Annotated in this window: 15 protein-coding genes and 1 riboswitch; of the genes, 6 read left to right on the forward strand and 9 right to left on the reverse strand. The window is 68.2% G+C overall.

From position 1 onward, the window contains the following. Both ADBZ6I_RS08415 and ADBZ6I_RS08420 read right to left on the reverse strand, forming a co-directional pair. The coding region (locus ADBZ6I_RS08415; RefSeq protein ID WP_526382755.1) for an ATP-binding cassette domain-containing protein at nucleotides 1–1,845 on the reverse strand (1,845 nt) is incomplete at its 3' end. A 10-nt stretch (nucleotides 1,846–1,855) separates the two neighbouring features. Next, on the reverse strand, nucleotides 1,856–3,064 hold the full coding sequence (locus tag ADBZ6I_RS08420) for an NADH:flavin oxidoreductase (protein ID WP_526382757.1): 1,209 nt from the start codon (nucleotides 3,062–3,064) through the stop codon (nucleotides 1,856–1,858). Nucleotides 3,065–3,151: 87 nt separating this feature from the next. Between ADBZ6I_RS08420 and ADBZ6I_RS08425 the strand changes: the two genes are divergently transcribed. Both ADBZ6I_RS08425 and ADBZ6I_RS08430 read left to right on the forward strand, forming a co-directional pair. Then, nucleotides 3,152–3,988 carry a bifunctional methylenetetrahydrofolate dehydrogenase/methenyltetrahydrofolate cyclohydrolase gene (locus tag ADBZ6I_RS08425; protein ID WP_526382779.1) on the forward strand — a complete coding sequence of 279 codons (837 nt, stop codon included), beginning with the start codon at nucleotides 3,152–3,154 and terminating at the stop codon, nucleotides 3,986–3,988. A gap of 2 nt (nucleotides 3,989–3,990) precedes the next feature. Next, nucleotides 3,991–4,290 (forward strand): DUF3017 domain-containing protein, encoded by a 300-nt coding sequence (locus ADBZ6I_RS08430; protein WP_526382781.1) that lies wholly within the window; start codon nucleotides 3,991–3,993, stop codon nucleotides 4,288–4,290. Between the two features lie 28 nt (nucleotides 4,291–4,318). Here ADBZ6I_RS08430 and ADBZ6I_RS08435 read toward each other — a convergent pair whose 3' ends face one another. From ADBZ6I_RS08435 to ADBZ6I_RS08445, 3 genes are read right to left on the reverse strand one after another with little or no spacing between them, the layout of a single operon-like run. Continuing rightward, nucleotides 4,319–5,086, reverse strand: a complete 768-nt coding sequence (locus ADBZ6I_RS08435; protein WP_526382759.1) for a class I SAM-dependent methyltransferase — start codon at nucleotides 5,084–5,086, stop codon at nucleotides 4,319–4,321. Beyond that, nucleotides 5,083–6,255, reverse strand: a complete 1,173-nt coding sequence (gene metX / locus ADBZ6I_RS08440) for a homoserine O-acetyltransferase MetX (protein ID WP_526382761.1) — start codon at nucleotides 6,253–6,255, stop codon at nucleotides 5,083–5,085. Before metX ends, ADBZ6I_RS08435 begins: the two co-directional genes overlap by 4 nt. Nucleotides 6,256–6,266: 11 nt before the next feature. Next, nucleotides 6,267–7,625 carry a bifunctional o-acetylhomoserine/o-acetylserine sulfhydrylase gene (locus tag ADBZ6I_RS08445; protein ID WP_526382763.1) on the reverse strand — a complete coding sequence of 453 codons (1,359 nt, stop codon included), beginning with the start codon at nucleotides 7,623–7,625 and terminating at the stop codon, nucleotides 6,267–6,269. Between the two features lie 148 nt (nucleotides 7,626–7,773). Next, nucleotides 7,774–7,894: riboswitch (SAM riboswitch) on the reverse strand. A gap of 161 nt (nucleotides 7,895–8,055) precedes the next feature. On the opposite strand from ADBZ6I_RS08445, the gene ADBZ6I_RS08450 reads away from it, so the two are divergent. Then, nucleotides 8,056–9,288: an NADP-dependent isocitrate dehydrogenase gene (locus ADBZ6I_RS08450; protein WP_526382765.1), complete on the forward strand. Its 1,233-nt coding sequence runs from the start codon at nucleotides 8,056–8,058 to the stop codon at nucleotides 9,286–9,288. Nucleotides 9,289–9,383: 95 nt separating this feature from the next. Here ADBZ6I_RS08450 and ephH read toward each other — a convergent pair whose 3' ends face one another. Continuing rightward, the gene (gene ephH, locus ADBZ6I_RS08455; protein WP_526382767.1) at nucleotides 9,384–10,223 is read right to left on the reverse strand and encodes an epoxide hydrolase EphH; all 840 of its coding nucleotides are present in this window, start codon (nucleotides 10,221–10,223) and stop codon (nucleotides 9,384–9,386) included. A 60-nt stretch (nucleotides 10,224–10,283) separates the two neighbouring features. Here ephH and ADBZ6I_RS08460 point away from each other — a divergent pair, with 60 nt between their 5' ends. After that, complete coding sequence (locus ADBZ6I_RS08460; protein ID WP_526382769.1) at nucleotides 10,284–11,093, forward strand: exodeoxyribonuclease III; 810 nt, start codon at nucleotides 10,284–10,286, stop codon at nucleotides 11,091–11,093. A gap of 7 nt (nucleotides 11,094–11,100) precedes the next feature. On the opposite strand, the gene ADBZ6I_RS08465 is transcribed toward ADBZ6I_RS08460, so the two are convergent. Beyond that, on the reverse strand, nucleotides 11,101–12,159 hold the full coding sequence (locus ADBZ6I_RS08465) for an esterase/lipase family protein (RefSeq protein ID WP_526382771.1): 1,059 nt from the start codon (nucleotides 12,157–12,159) through the stop codon (nucleotides 11,101–11,103). Nucleotides 12,160–12,176: 17 nt separating this feature from the next. Here ADBZ6I_RS08465 and trpS point away from each other — a divergent pair, with 17 nt between their 5' ends. Both trpS and yhjD read left to right on the forward strand, forming a co-directional pair. Then, entirely contained in the window at nucleotides 12,177–13,178 is a 1,002-nt protein-coding gene (gene trpS, locus ADBZ6I_RS08470) for a tryptophan--tRNA ligase (RefSeq protein ID WP_526382773.1), read from the forward strand. 5 nt (nucleotides 13,179–13,183) lie between these two features. Beyond that, a complete protein-coding gene (yhjD, locus tag ADBZ6I_RS08475) occupies nucleotides 13,184–14,044 on the forward strand; it encodes an inner membrane protein YhjD (RefSeq protein ID WP_526382775.1) in 861 nt (286 codons plus the stop codon). On the opposite strand, the gene ADBZ6I_RS08480 is transcribed toward yhjD, so the two are convergent. Both ADBZ6I_RS08480 and ADBZ6I_RS08485 read right to left on the reverse strand, forming a co-directional pair. After that, entirely contained in the window at nucleotides 13,983–15,194 is a 1,212-nt protein-coding gene (locus ADBZ6I_RS08480; protein ID WP_526382777.1) for a D-alanyl-D-alanine carboxypeptidase family protein, read from the reverse strand. The genes yhjD and ADBZ6I_RS08480 overlap by 62 nt on opposite strands. A gap of 76 nt (nucleotides 15,195–15,270) precedes the next feature. Beyond that, the gene (locus ADBZ6I_RS08485) at nucleotides 15,271–16,653 is read right to left on the reverse strand and encodes an aspartate aminotransferase family protein (protein ID WP_526382783.1); all 1,383 of its coding nucleotides are present in this window, start codon (nucleotides 16,651–16,653) and stop codon (nucleotides 15,271–15,273) included. Nucleotides 16,654–16,656: the final 3 nt, after the last annotated feature.

The raw sequence follows: 16,656 nt of genomic DNA on the forward strand, positions 1-16,656 counted from the left end.
TCGCACGATCGTGGAGAACTGGCGGCGCAGGCTGGTGTGCACGGGCGCGCCGAGGTCGGAGGGCTCCTCGGTGGGCGGTGGCGGTGGCTGCGGCCCGATGCGGGCCAGGTATCGGTCGTTGGCGGCCTGCGGGTCACCTGCCACCGTGCTGAAGATGTCAGCCCAGTTGGTGGTTCCCATCGCCGCGCCGATCCCGCTGGGCGGACCGCAGAACGCCGTCTTGCCGCCCGGCGCCAGCAGCAGCACCTGGTCGCACACGTCGAGGTAGGTCAGCGAGTGGGTGACCACCAGCACCACGCGTCCGGCGTCGGCCAGCTGGCGCAACATCGTCATCACCTGGCGGTCCAGCGCCGGGTCCAGGCCGGAGGTCGGCTCGTCGAGAATCAGCAGCGATGGGCCGGTCAGTAGCTCCAGGGCCACCGAGGCGCGCTTGCGCTGACCGCCTGAGAGCTTGTCCACCCGGGTTTCGGCGTGCTGGGTCATCTCCAGCTCGCTGAGCACCTGGGCGACCACCTGCTCGCGGTCTTCCTTGGTGGTGTCCGGGGGCAGCCGCAGCTCCGCGGCGTACATCAGCGCCTGGTTCACCGTCAGCTGGCCGTGCACCACGTCGTCCTGCGGCACCATCCCGATCCGGGAGCGCAGCGAGGCGTAGTCGGCGTGCACGTTGTGGCCTTCGAAGCTCACCGTGCCGCTGGTCGGGTGGGTGTAGCCGGCGATCAGTTTGGCCAGGGTGGACTTGCCCGCACCGGACGGCCCGATCACTGCGGTCAGCGTGCCCGGCCGCGCGGTCAGCGAGATGTTGTCCAGCAGCGTCTTGTTGCCCTCGATGGTCCACGTCACGGCGCGGACGTCGAGCCCGCCGGTGCCGGTGGCCGCCGCCGTCTCGGTGCGGCGGATCAGCGTTCCGTCGGCAAACACCAGGTCGACGTTGCCGATGGTGACGACGTCGCCCTCGTTGAGCAGCGCCCGGTCCATCCGGCTGCCGTTGACGAACGTGCCGTTGATGGACCGGTTGTCGACGATCTCCGTCCCACCCGGCGTCGGGATGAGGGTGGCGTGGTGACGGGACGCCAGGACGTCGGGGATGACGATGTCGTTGTCGCTAGCCCGGCCGATCTTCGAGGCGCCGGGCGCAGCGACCGTCGTCGACGACCCCGGCCGCAGGATTTTCAGCATCGACGTCGCCAGGTTGGACATCCCCGCCGTCGTGCCACCCGACGGTCGCCCGGACGTGGGGCCCATCTGGGTGGGGGCGGCATCCGGTGACGGCGGCGGCGGTGACGGCGCCGTCGGCGGCGGGGGGAGCGGTTGGCTCGGCGGCGGGGGGAACGGTTGGCTCGGCGTCAGCGGCTGGCTTGGGGGCCGGTACTGCCCCGGCGGCGGCGGCGGCGGGTAGCCCGGCGGGTAGGTCGGCTGGGGTCGTGACGGCGGCGGGTACATCGGCTGCTGCCGCGACGGGATCATCACGGTCGGGATCTGCGTGGAGGACTGCGGCGGCCGCCCGGCCGAACCCTGATGGCGGCCGACATCGAAGCTCACCGGCGGGCCCTCGGGGCTGCCCAGATTGATGGTGGTGCCGTCGGCGATGTCGACCTCCGGCACCCGCCGGCCGTGGACGTACATGCCGTTGAGTGAGCCGTTGTCCACCGCCAACCACCGGCCGCCCGACGCGGTGTGGTCGAACCGCAGCACGACGTGCGCCCGCGACACCAACGGGTGCGCGATGCGGATATCGGCACGCAGGTCCCGGCCGATCACGACGTCGTGTCCGGCGGCGAAGCTGCGTGGGGGCCCGTTGAATCGAACGGTCAGAGCGGGCCGGGAGTCGACAGAGGGGCTGCTCATCGGCGCCACTCTAACTTGATTGCGTCGGCCCGCCGGTGACCACGCAGTGCGTGCGCGAGTAGATCGTCGGCATGCACTTGTTGCAGTGGTCGCACAGCGAGCGCACCGACTTCGCGGGCCCGTCGGCCTGAATGCGGTTGATCAGATCGGGTTCGGCCAGCAGGGCGCGGCCCATCGCCACGAAATCGAACCCCGCCGCCATGGCCCGGTCCATCGCGTCGCGATCGGTGATCCCGCCGAGCAGGATCAGCGGCATGGTCAGTTCGCGGCGGAACTGTTGGGCGTCGCGCAGCAGGAAGACGTCCCGGTAGGGGTACGTGCGGAGGAACTTGGTGCCCGTCATCCGCATGCCCCAGCGCAGCGGGGGTTTGAAGGCCGCGGAGAACTCCTTGATTGGGGCGTCGCCGCGGAACAGATACATCGGATTGACCAGCGAGCTGCCGGCGGTGAGCTCCAGCGCGTCCAGGCAGCCGTCGTCCTGCACCCAGCGGGCGGTCTGCAGCGACTCCTCGATGCCGATGCCGCCGCGCACGCCGTCGGACATGTTCAGCTTGGCGGTCACGGCAATGGTCGCGCGGCCGTTGCTCTCGACTTCCCGGCGGACCGCCCTCAGGATGCCGCGGGCGACTTTGGCGCGGTTGGCCAGCGAGCCGCCGAATTCGTCGGTGCGACGGTTGATCAGCGGCGACAGGAACGAGCTCGCCAGATAGTTGTGTCCGAGGTGGATTTCGACGGCGTCGAATCCGGCGTCGATGGCGTGGCGCACCGCCACGGCGTGAGCGGTGATCACCTCGTCGATGTCGGCGCGGGTGGCCTGCCGGGCGAACCGCATCGACAGCGGGTTGAAGAACCGCCCCGGCGCCAGCGCCACCGCCTTGTTGGACCGGGCGTTGGCGACCGGACCGGCGTGACCGATCTGGGCGCTGACCGCGGCGCCCTCGGTGTGCACCGCCTCGGCCAGCCGGCGCAACCCGGGTACTGCCTCGGGCCGCATCCAGAGCGCGGAATCGTCGGTGCGGCCGCCGCGGCTCACCGCGCAGTAGGCCACGGTGGTCATGCCCACCCCGCCGGCGGCCATCGCGCGGTGGAAGTCGATCAGGTCGTTGCTGACCAGCGCCCCCGGGGTGCGGGCCTCGAAGGTCGCGGCTTTCACAATCCGATTGCGCAGCGTGACCGGACCCAGTTGAGCCGGGCTGAACACATCCCGAGCAGCGCCCATATGCAGAATGTAGCCGTGGCTGCCGATCGATCGCCCCGCTCCTCCTCCGCTCCGCAGGGCGCGGGGGCATCGTCGGCTCGGGCCCAGATCCTCGACGGCAAGCTGACCCGCGACGAGATCTTCGTCGACCTCGCACAGCGGGTGGCTGCGCTCACCGCGGCCGGCCGTACCCCGGGCCTGGGCACGGTGCTGGTCGGCGACGATCCCGGCTCGCACGCCTATGTCCGCGGCAAGCACTCCGACTGCGCCAAGGTGGGCATCACCTCGATCCGGCGCGACCTGCCGGCCGACGCCAGCCAGGCCCAGCTCGACGACACCATCGACGAGCTCAACGCCAACCCGGAATGCACCGGCTACATCGTGCAGCTGCCGCTGCCGAAGCAACTCGACGAGAACGCCGCCCTGGAAAGGATCGACCCGGCCAAGGACGCCGACGGTCTGCACCCCACCAACCTCGGGCGCCTCGTCCTCAATGAACCCGCGCCGCTGCCGTGTACCCCACGCGGCATCGTCGCGCTGCTGCGCCGCTTCCACGTGTCGATCGACGGCGCCCACGTGGTGGTGATCGGCCGGGGCGTCACGGTCGGCCGGCCGCTGGGCCTGCTGCTGACCCGTCGCAGTGAGAACGCCACGGTGACGCTGTGCCACACCGGAACCCGTGATCTGCCGGCGTTGACCCGGCAGGCCGACATCATCGTCGCGGCGGTCGGAGTGCCGCACATGCTGACCGCCGATATGGTTCGCCCCGGTGCGGCCGTGGTCGACGTCGGGGTGAGCCGGGTCGACGGCGTGCTCACCGGGGATGTGGCCCCCGATGTCTGGGAGGTAGCCGGTCAGGTGTCGCCGAACCCCGGTGGGGTCGGACCCCTGACGCGGGCCTTCCTGCTGACCAACGTGGTCGAAAGGGCCGAAGCGGGGGCGTGAAAATACCTGCGCACGTTCGCGAGCAGGCGCAGAAGATCCTGCGCGCCCAGTGGCCGATCGTGACCGTCGCCGCCATTTTCCTCGTCGCACTGCTGCTCGTGGCTGCCGGTTTCTGGCGTCGCGGGTCGTTCCTCATCGGAGTGGCGGTGGGGGTGGCCGCGGCGCTGCGGCTGGTGTTGCCCGACAACCGGGCCGGATTGCTGGTGGTGCGCACCAAGAGTCTTGACTTCGCCACCATGACCACGATCAGCGCCATCATGATCTACACCGCGTGGACCATCGACCCCCTGGGAACAAGCTGAGGGCACAAGCTGAGCGGAAGAGCTGAATTCAGCTGGCGGACAACATCGCCCGCACGCCCACCGTGACGTAGGGCAGTGCGATGCCCGCGGAGTTGGCCAACGCGGGGTGGGTGGCCAGCAGGGTGCGGACGTCATCGAGGGTGCGGGTACGGACCTCCGTTGGCGAGGTGATGCAGTAACTGCGTGAGGCCACGTAGTCGATCAGGGCCTGCGGGGTCATGTAGCTGGTCCACTCCACTCGATGGCTCTGCATGTCGGTGAACGGCGCGGGCAGTTCCACCGTCGCGTCGGCCCAATCGTGTTCCAGCCCCACGATGCGCCCGAATTCCTTGACCCAGCCCAGCCTGGTGTCGCGGACGTTCCACAGCAGCCCGAGCCGGCCCCCGGGCCGCAGCACCCGCGCCACCTCGGCGACGGCCCGCTCCGGATCGAACCAGTGCCAGGCCTGCGCCACCAGCACGGCGTCAATGCTGTTGTCCGGCAATGGAATCTGCTCGGCAGTGCCGAGCAGGGCGGGGGTGTCGGGCAGCGTGGCGCGCAGTACGTCGAGCATCTCCGCGATCGGATCGACGGCCACCACGTGCAGTCCGCGTTCGACCAGGCGAGTGGTGAGTTTGCCGGTGCCCGCGCCGAGATCGAGCACGTCGTGCACCGGGCTGCCGGCGCTGGGGGACAGCAGCCAGTCAACGGCCTCCGGCGGATACGACGGCCGGCCGCGTTCGTAGGCTGCCGCCTGGGAACCGAAGGATAGGGACCGTTCGTGGCGGCCCGCGTCAGCCGCGTCCGGCGACGTCAACGCTCACCGTCGGCGAGCGCCAGGGTCTCGCGGACGAGTTGCCCCACGGCTTCGGTCTCGATGAGGAAGCCGTCGTGGCCGTAGATCGATTCGACCACGTTCAGGCCGGCGCAGCCGGGCAGTAGATCGGCCAGCTCCTGCTGAAGACGCAGCGGGTAGAGCCGGTCGGAAGTGATCCCGCCGACCACCACCGGCACCGGGCAGCCCTGCAGTGCCGCGGCGACTCCGCCACGGCCGCGGCCCACGTCGTGGTTGGACAGCGTCTCGGTGAGGGTGACATAGCTGCTGGCGTCGAACCGGCGGATCAGTTTGGCGCCCTGGTGCTCCAGGTAGCTCTGCACCGCGTAGCGCCCGCCGGTCAGCGGGTTTTCCCGCCCCTCCGCGGTGGCCTGGCCGTCGTTGCCGAACCGGGTGTCCAGTTCGGTCTCACCGCGGTAGGTCAGGTGGGCAAACCGGCGGGCCAGTTGCAGTCCGGTTTCCGGCGAGCGGCCGGTCCCGTGGTAGTCCCCGCCCTGCCAGTCCGGATCGGCCTTGATCGCCGCGATCTGGGTGCTCTGGGTGCCGATCTGGTCGGCGGTGGCGCGGGCACCGACGGCCAGGATGAGCGCGGCCCGCACCTGATCGGGGTAGCCGACCATCCATTCCAGCGCCCGCGCTCCGCCCATCGAACCGCCGACCACCGCGGCCACCTCGGTGATGCCCAGCGCCGCCAGCGCGCCGATGTCGGCATTGACCTGGTCACGGACGGTGATGATCGGGAAGCGGGAACCCCAGGGCCGGCCGTCGCGGGCCAGCGAGCTCGGCCCGGTGGATCCCCGGCAGCCGCCGAGCACGTTGGTCGACACCGCACACCAGCGGTTGGTGTCGATCGGCGCCCCGGGTCCGGCGATGCCGTCCCACCATCCCGGTGTCGGATGACCGGGGCCGGCCGGGCCGGTGATGTGCGAATCGCCGGTGAGCGCGTGCAGCACCACGACCACGTTGTCGCGGTTGGGCGACAGCTCGCCCCAGCGCTGCACGGCGATCGAAACATCCTCGATCACCGCTCCGCTTTCCAGCGTCAGGGGACCGATGTCGACGACACCGATGGCTCCCTCGGCGGGGAGTGTCTCGATGCGCTGGGCCCACGCTGATCGTTCTTCGCGCAACCGCTCATCTGAAAGGGTCATGTCCGGCTCCGTCAACGGGCCGCCACAGCAACGGGTTCTTGGCTGGGTTTGTCGACCGATCTGGCGGCGGTGAACCCCCGCTCAAGGTCGGCCAGGATGTCCTCGATGCCCTCCAGGCCCACGGCCAGCCGCACCAGGCCAGGGGTGACACCGGTGGCCAGTTGCTCGGCGGCGGAAAGCTGCTGATGCGTGGTGGAGGCGGGGTGGATCACCAGCGAGCGCACATCGCCGATATTTGCCACGTGGCTGTGCAACTCCAGGGCGTCGACGAACGCTTTCCCCTTCGCGACGCCCGCGGCTCCCTCGCCGGCCAGTTCGAAGGACAGCACGGCGCCGGTTCCCTTGGGGGCCAGCTTCGTGCCGCGCTCGTACCACGGTGAGGAGGGCAGGCCGGCGTAGTTGACCGCCACCACGTCGGGCTGACCGGCCAGGAACTCGGCCACCTTCTGAGCGTTGGCGACGTGACGCTCCATGCGCAGGCTCAGCGTCTCCAGGCCCTGAGCGATCAGGAACGCGTTGAACGGGGCCGGGGCGGAGCCCAGATCGCGCAGCAGCTGCACCCGCGCCTTCAGCGCGAACGCCGGCGCGCCGAGGTCGGCGAACACCACGCCGTGGTAGCTCGGGTCCGGTGTGGTGAAGCCGGGGAACCGCGCTTGCCCAGATTTTTCAACGCGCCAGTCGAACTTCCCGCCGTCGACGATCACCCCGGCGATCGCCGTGCCGTGGCCGCCGAGGTATTTGGTCGCCGAATGCACGACGATGTCGGCGCCCAGGGCGATGGGCTGGATCAGGTAGGGCGTGGCAATGGTGTTGTCGACGATCAGCGGCACGCCGTTGTCGTGCGCCACCGTGGATACCCCGGGGATGTCCAGGACGTCGATTTTGGGGTTGGAGATCGTCTCGGCGAAGAACGCCTTGGTGTTCGGCCGTACCGCCGCCCGCCAGGCGTCCAGATCGTCGGGGTCGTCGACGAACGTGGTCTCGATGCCCAGTTTGGGCAGCGTGTAGTGCAGCAGGTTGTAGGTGCCGCCGTACAGCCGCGGGCTGGACACCACGTGATCACCGGCGCCGGCGAGATTGAGGATCGCGAACGTCTCGGCGGCCTGCCCGGAGGACAGCAGTAGGCCGGCGACCCCGCCTTCCAGCGCGGCGATGCGCTGTTCGACGACGTCGGTGGTCGGATTCATGATCCGGGTGTAGATGTTGCCCGGTTCAGCTAGACCGAACAGGGCGGCGGCGTGATCGGTGCTGTCGAAGGTGTAGGAGGTGGTCTGGTAGATCGGCAGGGCCCGCGCGTGGCTGGCGGCGTCGGGGGTCTGCCCGGCGTGGATCTGCTTGGTCTCGAACGACCAGGAATCGGGGGCGGTCATGGGTCGTGCTCCTTGGGGTCGCTGTGGGCTGATTCGACGGTGCGGCGCGTCGGGAAATGAACGCGGCGCGGGGCGGGATCAGCAACAGCGACACATATGAGGGCTCCGCATCAGGTTTCCCTGTCTACTCGGGGGGCCCGTCATGGCGGACCCGCGCTTGCCGTGCAGCCGCGTGGTGGCTGCTCAACCTGGTCATCACCCGGGGCACCCCACCGCGGTTGGAGGGTTGCCGGCCAGCAAGCCGGAGCTTCGCGCTGGCACTCATGACCGGTAGAAAGCGTATCGCACATTTGCCGCCGCTCGCCAGCCCGCCTTCTCGCCAATGATGTGAGCGCAAGCATTCGGGACGGACCGGCGCGGACCTGTTGCCCCTTGTAATGTTGGGCGCGCGGGCATGTGCTCGCGGGGCTGAGAAGGATGGGCAACTCACATGTCGAGCGTGCGCAAGATCAAGGTTGAGGGCACTGTTGTCGAGCTCGACGGCGACGAGATGACGCGGATCATCTGGAAGCTGATCAAGGACACCCTGATCCTGCCGTACCTCGACGTGAACCTTGAGTACTACGACCTTGGGATCGAGCATCGCGACGCCACCGACGACCAGGTGACCATCGACTCGGCCAACGCCATCCTCAAGCATCACGTCGGCGTCAAGTGCGCCACCATCACTCCCGACGAGGCCCGCGTCAAGGAGTTCAACCTCAAGAAGATGTGGCTGTCGCCCAACGGCACCATCCGCAACATTCTCGGCGGCACGATCTTCCGCGCTCCGATCGTCATCTCGAACATCCCGCGTCTGGTGCCCGGCTGGACCAAACCGATCATCATTGGCCGCCACGCCTTCGGTGATCAGTACCGCGCCACCAACTTCAAAGTCGACCGCCCCGGCACGGTCACCCTGACCTTCACCCCGGAGGACGGCAGCGAGCCGATGGTGCACGAGGTGGTGCGCATCCCCGAGGACGGCGGCGTGGTGATGGGCATGTACAACTTCAAGAAGTCCATCCAGGATTTCGCGCGGTCGTCGTTCAATTACGCTCTGCAGCAGAACTATCCGGTGTACCTGTCGACCAAGAACACCATCCTCAAGGCCTACGACGGCATGTTCAAAGACGAGTTCCAGCGCATCTTCGACGAGGACTACAAGGCGGAGTTCGACAAGCGCGGCCTGACATACGAGCACCGCCTGATCGACGACATGGTGGCCTCCTGCCTGAAATGGGAGGGCGGCTACGTGTGGGCGTGCAAGAACTACGACGGTGACGTGGAATCCGACATCGTCGCCCAGGGCTACGGCTCGCTGGGCCTGATGACGTCGGTGCTGATGACCCCGGACGGCAAGACCGTCGAGGCCGAGGCCGCCCACGGCACCGTCACCCGGCATTACCGGCAGCACCAGCAGGGCAAGCCCACCTCCACCAACCCGATCGCCTCGATCTTCGCCTGGACCCGCGGCCTGATGCACCGCGGCAAGCTGGATAACACCCCTGAGGTGATCGAGTTCGCCGAGACCCTCGAAGAGGTCGTCATCCACACCGTCGAGGGTGGCGAGATGACCAAGGACCTGGCGTTGTTGATCGGTCCGGATCAGCCCTGGCAGACCAGCGAGCAGTTCCTGGTCACCCTGGCCGACAACCTCAAGAAATCGCTGGCAGCGGACTAGCAGCGGCGCCGTTGAGGTGTTTCCGGTGCTCGGCGGTCCGGGTCCCAGGGCCGTCTTCGATTCGAAGTCGAAGCCGTGGTCGACAGGTCGACAGATCAGCCCGCGGGCGGCACCTGACGCAGGCGCGGGCTGTGCTCGTCGACCCAGGCGATGATCAGGTCGGCGATCAGCTGAGGCTGCTCGAACATCGGGATGTGACCGACGTTGTCGAGGCTGGTCACTTTGCTGATATCCGGGATGTGCCGCAAGAAATGCTTGGTGAACCGGGGGTGCGGGAGGACCCGGTCCTTCTCGCAGATCACCAGGTGGGTGGGGAGGTTGGTGTCGGCCAGTTCCATCAGGCCGGGCAGCAGTAGCGCCCTGATGAGCAACTGGTAGTACGCGGGGCAGTGCGTGACGTCGTCGATGATCTCCCGCAGATCGGTGTCGGACAGGCCGGCGGGAGTGGCGCTGCACGGCACGCTGGCCAGCTGCTTGGCCAGGGGCAGCCGCGCGGCCCGTGGCCCGAAGATCAGGGCGAGCAGCCAGACCGGCGCGCCGACCATGAACTTGCCCACGATCTCGAATTTGACCGGCGCCCACTGGTGCCAGCCGCCGGCCGGGGCGATCGCCGTCAGCGTGCGGGCCCGTCCGCGCCGCTCAAGTTCGAAGGCTACCCATCCGCCCAGTGAATTGCCGACGATATGGGCGGTGCCCCAACCCAATTCGTCCATCTGTCGCTCGATGTGGTCGGCCATCGTGCGGCTGTCCAGCAACCAGGAGCGGCTGGGCGGTCCACCGTTGTGCCCGGCCATGCTCGGCGCGAAGACCTCGATCCGCCCGGTCCTGGCCAATGCCGGGGCGACGTCGTGCCAGACGTAGCACGACATCATGAACGGGTGCAGCAGCAGCACCGGTTCGCCAGAACCGAGGTGGATGGGTGCACGGCCACTCATGATCTTGACGGTAAGCCGGTACCGGCGGTATCGCAAGAACCACGCGGTAGGTTGCCAGCCGTGATCGTGACGACCATCAATGTCAACGGGGTGCGGGCCGCGGTCCGGCGGCGCTCGGCGGACAACCTCGGCCTGCTGGCCTGGCTGGAGCAGACCCCGGCCGACGTGGTCTGCCTGCAGGAGACCCGCGCCGACGACGCCCAGCTGGCCGAAGCGCTGGCCCCTGTGCTGGCGCCCGCTGTTCCCGGCGGCTGGCAGCTGGCCTCAGCCGAACCGCATCTGCGGGGCCGCAGCGGGGTGGCCGTGCTCAGCCGGACGCCCTTCGACGCCGTTCGGATCGGGCTGACGGAGTTCGAGGAACACGGCCGGTACTTGGAGGTCGACGTGGCCGGCGCGACCGTCGGCAGCCTCTACGTGCACAGCGGCGAGGCCGACACCGAACGTCAGGTCGAGAAGGAGCGGTTCATGGCCACGCTGGCCACCCGGATGTCGGAACTGGCTGCCGATGGGCGCGACGCCGTGCTGTGCGGGGACTGGAACATCGCCCACACCGAGCACGACATCAAGAACTGGAAAGGCAACCGTAAGAAGGCCGGGTTCCTGCCCAGCGAACGGCAATGGCTCACCGAGCTGATGGAGGGCGGCTGGGTCGACGTGGTGCGGCGCCTGCACCCGGACCGCCCCGGCCCGTACAGCTGGTGGTCCTGGCGCGGAAAGGCTTTCGACAACGACGCCGGCTGGCGCATCGACTTCCACTTGGCCACCGAAGCCCTGGCGGCTCGGGTGCGCTCGGCGCGGGTGGAGAAGCCGGCGGCCTACGCGCTGCGGTGGTCCGACCACGCCCCGGTGACCGTGGAGTTCGGCGACTGAACCGCCGTCAGCAGCCCTGCCGGTTCGGCGCGTCCATCGCCTTAGGCGCGTCCTGGATGGCTTGGTGGATCACCTCGAAGACCTGCGGGTCCCAGGTCAGCGCCGTCTTCCACTCCAGGCCCGCCTGGTTGGAGACGAAGATGCTGTGGGTGTCGTCGAAGACATGGCAGCTGCGGTGCGGCAGCACCGGGTCGCCGATACCCTTGGCCAGCGCGCTCTCCTCGGCCACCAGACCGTCGTTGGGCCACACCGCCGGGTTGGCCGGGCCAGGCAGGGTGAACTTCTTGCCGGCGATGAGCACCACCGGAATCTTGTCGAGCACACCGGACTGGAACTGGTTCCAGCCGCTCTTGCCATCGGAGCCCATCAGGAAGCCCTTGTTGACCTCACGACCCGAGCCGGCGATGGTCTCCAGCACCCGGCCTTTGAACAGCTTCATGTCCGATTCGCAGAACTTGTCGCCCTTGCACTCGGCGATCGTGATCTGGTCGTTGGCGTAGTCGGACAGATACGACCCCTGCCACGGCGTGCCGATGGTGGTCAGCGAGCGGATCTTGACGGGTGAGTCGGTGGCGGCCAGCACCCGGATCGCCGCGCGGGAGAACAGCCCGCCCATCGAGTGCACGACGAAGTCGACGTCGGTGACGCCCTTCTCCTTGTTCAGCCAGTTGACGAACCGGGCCAGGTGCTCGCCGGCGCTATCGATGCTGCCGGTGGAATTGACCGTCATGTTCTCCGGCAGCGTCACCGGGCACACCCCGAACGCCCCGAAGCCCTGCTGGTCGACCACCTGGCCGCGGCCGTTCATCGCCGGTGAGGTGTAGACGGTATAGCCCTTGCCGAGCAGGTATTCGCGGATGGCGGTACCGGTGTTGCCGGCGGCCAACCCGGTGGCGCAGGCCTGGTCCGGTGTGGTGAACGGGCTGACCGCGTCGCCGCCGGAGACCACCACCACCGCCGCACCCGGGGGTCGCTTGTCGGCTGAACCGGGTGTTCCCCCCGTACAGCCGGCCAGTAGGGATGTCGCCGCGAAGGCAGAAGTGAGCGCCACAAGGATTTTCCGCATGACAGGATTGTCCCACCATGAGTCAGCAATCCCGTGTCGTTTTCTCCGGTGTGCAGCCCACCTCGGACTCCCTGCATCTGGGCAATGCCCTCGGGGCGGTCAAGCAATGGGTCGGCCTTCAGGACGACTACGAGACGTACTTCTGCGTCGTCGACCTGCACGCCATCACCGTTCCGCAGGACCCCGCCGTGCTACGCCGGCGCACCCTGGTCACCGCAGCCCAGTACCTTGCGTTGGGTATCGACCCGGCGCGTTCGACCATCTTCGTGCAGAGCCATGTTCCCGCGCACACCGAATTGGGTTGGGTGCTGGGCTGTTTCACCGGTTTTGGTCAGGCGTCACGGATGACGCAGTTCAAGGACAAGTCGCAGAAGCAGGGGGCGGACTCCACGACGGTGGGTCTGTTCACCTACCCGGTACTGCAGGCCGCCGACGTCCTGCTCTACGACACCAACCTGGTTCCGGTCGGGGAGGACCAGCGTCAGCACCTCGAGCTGGCCCGCGACATCGCCCAGCGGTTCAACGCCCGGTTCCCGCAGACCTTCGTGGTGCCGGAGGTGATGATCGCCAAGGAGACCGCCAAGATCTACGACCTCGCCGAACCGACCGCCAAGATGAGCAAGTCGGCGGCCACCGAGGCCGGGCTGATCAACCTGCTCGACGATCCGAAGGTGTCGGCCAAGAAGATCCGCTCGGCGGTCACCGACAGCGAACGGGAGATCCGCTTCGACACCGAGAACAAGCCCGGGGTGTCCAACCTGCTGTCCATCCAGGCCGCCGTCACCGGCACACCGGTGGCCAGCCTGGTCGACGGCTACGCCGGCCGGGGCTACGGCGACCTCAAGTCCGACACCGCCGACGCCGTCATCGACTACGTGACCCCCATCCGTCAGCGTGTCGAAGAATTGCTCGACGACCCCGCGGAGTTGCATGCCATCCTGGCCGCCGGTGCGGCCCGTGCGCGGGAGGTCGCCGAGAAGACCCGCAGCCGGGTGTACGACCGTCTGGGCCTGCTGTAGAGCCGATGATGCACGCGCTCGGGCGGCTACGTGAGCGTTACCCCTGGTTTGACCACGTGGTGCGCGCCCACCAGCACTATTCCGACGCCCGGGGCGACTTCTACGCCGCCGGCATCTCCTACTTCACGATCTTCGCGCTGTGGCCGCTGCTGATGGTGGGCTTCGCTGCCGTCGGTTTCACGCTGGCCAGCCGGCCGCGGCTGCTGGCCGAGATCGATGCCCGGATCAAAGGTGCGGTGTCCGGAGAGCTGGGCGCACAGCTGATCGGCCTGATGGATGCGGCCATCGCCTCCCGGGCGTCAGTCGGTCTGATCGGCCTGGCTGTCGGACTGTGGGCCGGCTTGGGCTGGATGTCCAACCTGCGGGAGGCGCTCGATCACCTGTGGGGAAGGCCGGACGACGACAGCGACTTCGTCGGCACCAAGTTCTCCGACCTCTTGTCCCTGGTGTCGGCATTCCTTGCCAGCCTGGTGACGATCGGGCTGACGGCGGCAGCCACCTCCGGTTCGTTGGCGCTACCCGGGGCGGTGCGGTTGGTCTCGGTGCTGGGATCGGTGGGGGTGTCCTGGCTGTTGTTCACCTGGATGATCGCCCGGCTGCCACGCCAGGCCGTACCGCTGAGGCGTTGCGCACGAGCGGGATTGATCGCCGCTATCGGCTTCGAGTTGTTCAAGCAGGGGGCCTCGATCTTCCTGCGGAGTGTCCTGAACGGTCCGGCAGGTGCGACGTTCGGTCCGGTGCTGGGCCTGATGGTGTTCGCCTACATCACCGCGCGGTTGTTGCTGTTCGCCACCGCGTGGGCCGCTACGCAGTACCCCGCTGATTCCCCCGTTGATTCAGCGAGCGAGCAGCCCCAATCAGGCTGAACACAATCATCGTGCCGACCACCGAAACCCCGACCCGCACCGGCAGCGCATCAGCCGACAGCAGCGGGATGTCGGCGGGCGGCGTCTCGGGCTTCATCGGCATCAGCGACGGGTCAGGCTCGATCAGGGTGCCGATCTTGGTGCCGGGAGCGGTCGCGAAGCCGTAATCCAGCAGCCGGGCGGCCTGCTCCCACGGGGCGATCGGGTCGCGGGTACCCCGCAGCAGCACCGCGACCAGGCGGCGACCGTCCCGGTCGGCCGCGCCGACGAACGTCTGGCCGGCGTCGTCGGTGTAGCCGGTCTTGCCCCCCAGCGCGCCGGGGTAGTTGTAAAGCAGCTTGACGTCGTTGTGCACCGGGTACGGATTGCCCGCGAAGTCGGGGAACGGGTACTCGCGGGTGCGGGTGATCCCGGCGAAGATCGGGTTGTTGAACGCGTAGCGGTAGAACAGGCCGATGTCGTAGGCCGAGGTGCTCATTCCGGGGCCGTCCAGACCCGACGGGGTGGCCACCCGGGTGTCGCGCGCGCCGAGTTTCGCAGCCAGGATGTTGAGCTTGCCCAGCGCGGTGTCCATTCCGCCGATGGCTGCGGCCAGGGCATTCGCGGCGTCGTTGCCGGAATGCAACAGCAGGCCGTGCAGCAGGTCGTTGACGGTGTAGCGGCCGCCGGGCTTGACGCCCACTTTGGTGCCTTCAGCGTTGGAGTCCTCCTGGGTGCCGTCGACGATCCGGTTCAGCGGGAGTTCGTTGATGGCCTGCATGGCGGTCAGCACCTTGATGACGCTGGCCGGTCGATGCCTTCCATGCGGGTCCCGCGAGGCGATGATGTCGCCGGAGTCCAGGTCGGCCACCAGCCACGCCTCCGCCGAGACGTCGCTGGGCAGCGGTGGCGTGCCGGCGGCGACGATCACTCCGCAGCCGGACAGCGCGTCGCCACCGACCGGGCTCGCCGGCACCGGCAGCGGCTGCGGCGGGTCACCGGCGGTCGGCACCTCCGAGGAATCCACCGCCGGCGGTGTCGACACCTTGTACGGGCAGCTGTTGGGATCCTGCGCCGGTACGGGGTCAGCCCCGGCCAGTGCCGGGGCGCCTGCGAGGTACAGCGCCGTGATCACCGCAGCAGCGCGCCGCGCCCGTGTGAACGTCGCCATGGCACTGCAGATTAGGCGACGACCGCCCCGAAACCGGGGAGCCGCGCTGTGACGGGTGTGGTTGCCGGTGCGGCTGTTAGAGCAGCCGGCAGGCCTCGCCGAGCACCCGGTGCAAGACCTCGTAGATCTCGTCGAACTCGTCCGGGCCGCTGATCAGCGGAGGGGCGAGCTGGACAACCGGGTCGCCGCGGTCGTCGGCACGGCAGTACAGCCCCGCCTCGAACAGCGCCGCCGAGAGGAAGCCGCGCAGCAGTCGTTCGCTCTCGTCGCTATCGAAGGTCTGGCGGGTCTCCTTGTTCTTGACGAGTTCGATGCCGTAGAAGAAGCCCTCGCCGCGCACGTCGCCGACGATCGGCAGTTCCAGCAGCTGCTCGAGGGTCTTGCGGAAGATCGGCGCGTTGGTCTTGACGTGCTCGGTGATGCCCTCGCGCTCGAAGATATCGAGGTTGGCCATTGCGACCGCCGCGGAGACCGGGTGTCCGCCGAAGGTGTAGCCGTGCCCGAAGATGGTCTTGCCGTCGTCGAACGGCTCGAACAGCCGGTCGGTGGCGATCATCGCGCCGATCGGGGAGTAGCCGGAGCTCATGCCCTTGGCGCAGGTGATCATGTCCGGCACGTAGTCGAAGTCGTTGCAGGCGAAGATCGATCCGATTCTGCCGAACGCGCAGATCGTCTCGTCGGACACCAGCAGTACGTCGTATTCGTCACAGATCTCCCGGACGCGCTCGAAATATCCCGGCGGGGGCGGGAAGCAGCCGCCGGCGTTCTGCACCGGCTCAAGAAAGACGGCGCAGACCGTGTCGGGTCCCTCGAACTCGATGGCCTCGGCGATGCGATCGGCGCAGTACCTGCCCCAGGCCTTGATGTCGTTGTGGTACAGCTCGGGCGCTCGGTAGAAGTTGGTGTTGGGCACCCGGAAGCCACCGGGGGTCAGCGGCTCGAACGGCTTCTTGAAGTCCGGCAGACCGGTGATGGCCAGCGCGCCCTGCGGCGTTCCGTGATAGGCGATGGCCCGCGAGATCACCTTGTACTTACCGGGCTTTCCAGTCAGCTTGAAGTACTGCTTGGCCAGCTTCCACGCGCTCTCGACGGCCTCGCCGCCGCCGGTGGTGAAGAACACCCGGTTCAGGTCGCCGGGTGCGTAGTTGGCCAGCCGCTCGGCCAGTTCGATCGCCGGCGGGGTGGCGTAGGACCACAGCGGGAAGAACTCCAGGGTCTCGGCCTGCTTGGCGGCGGCTTCGGCGAGCTCCTTGCGGCCGTGACCGATCTGCACCGTGAAAAGACCGGACAGTCCGTCGAAGTAACGCTTGCCGTAGCTGTCCCAGATGTACACGCCCTGCCCGCGCGTCATGATCGGCGGCGTCAGACCCTTGCCATGCCGGGCGAAGTGGCCCCAAAGATGACGGTCGGCCTTCGCGCCGAGCTCGGCGGTCAGCACATGCTCTTCGGAGAGCGTCATCGT

Origin of the sequence: Mycobacterium sp. (assembly GCF_044342925.1) — a bacterium.
Classification (GTDB): Bacteria; Actinomycetota; Actinomycetes; order Mycobacteriales; family Mycobacteriaceae; genus Mycobacterium.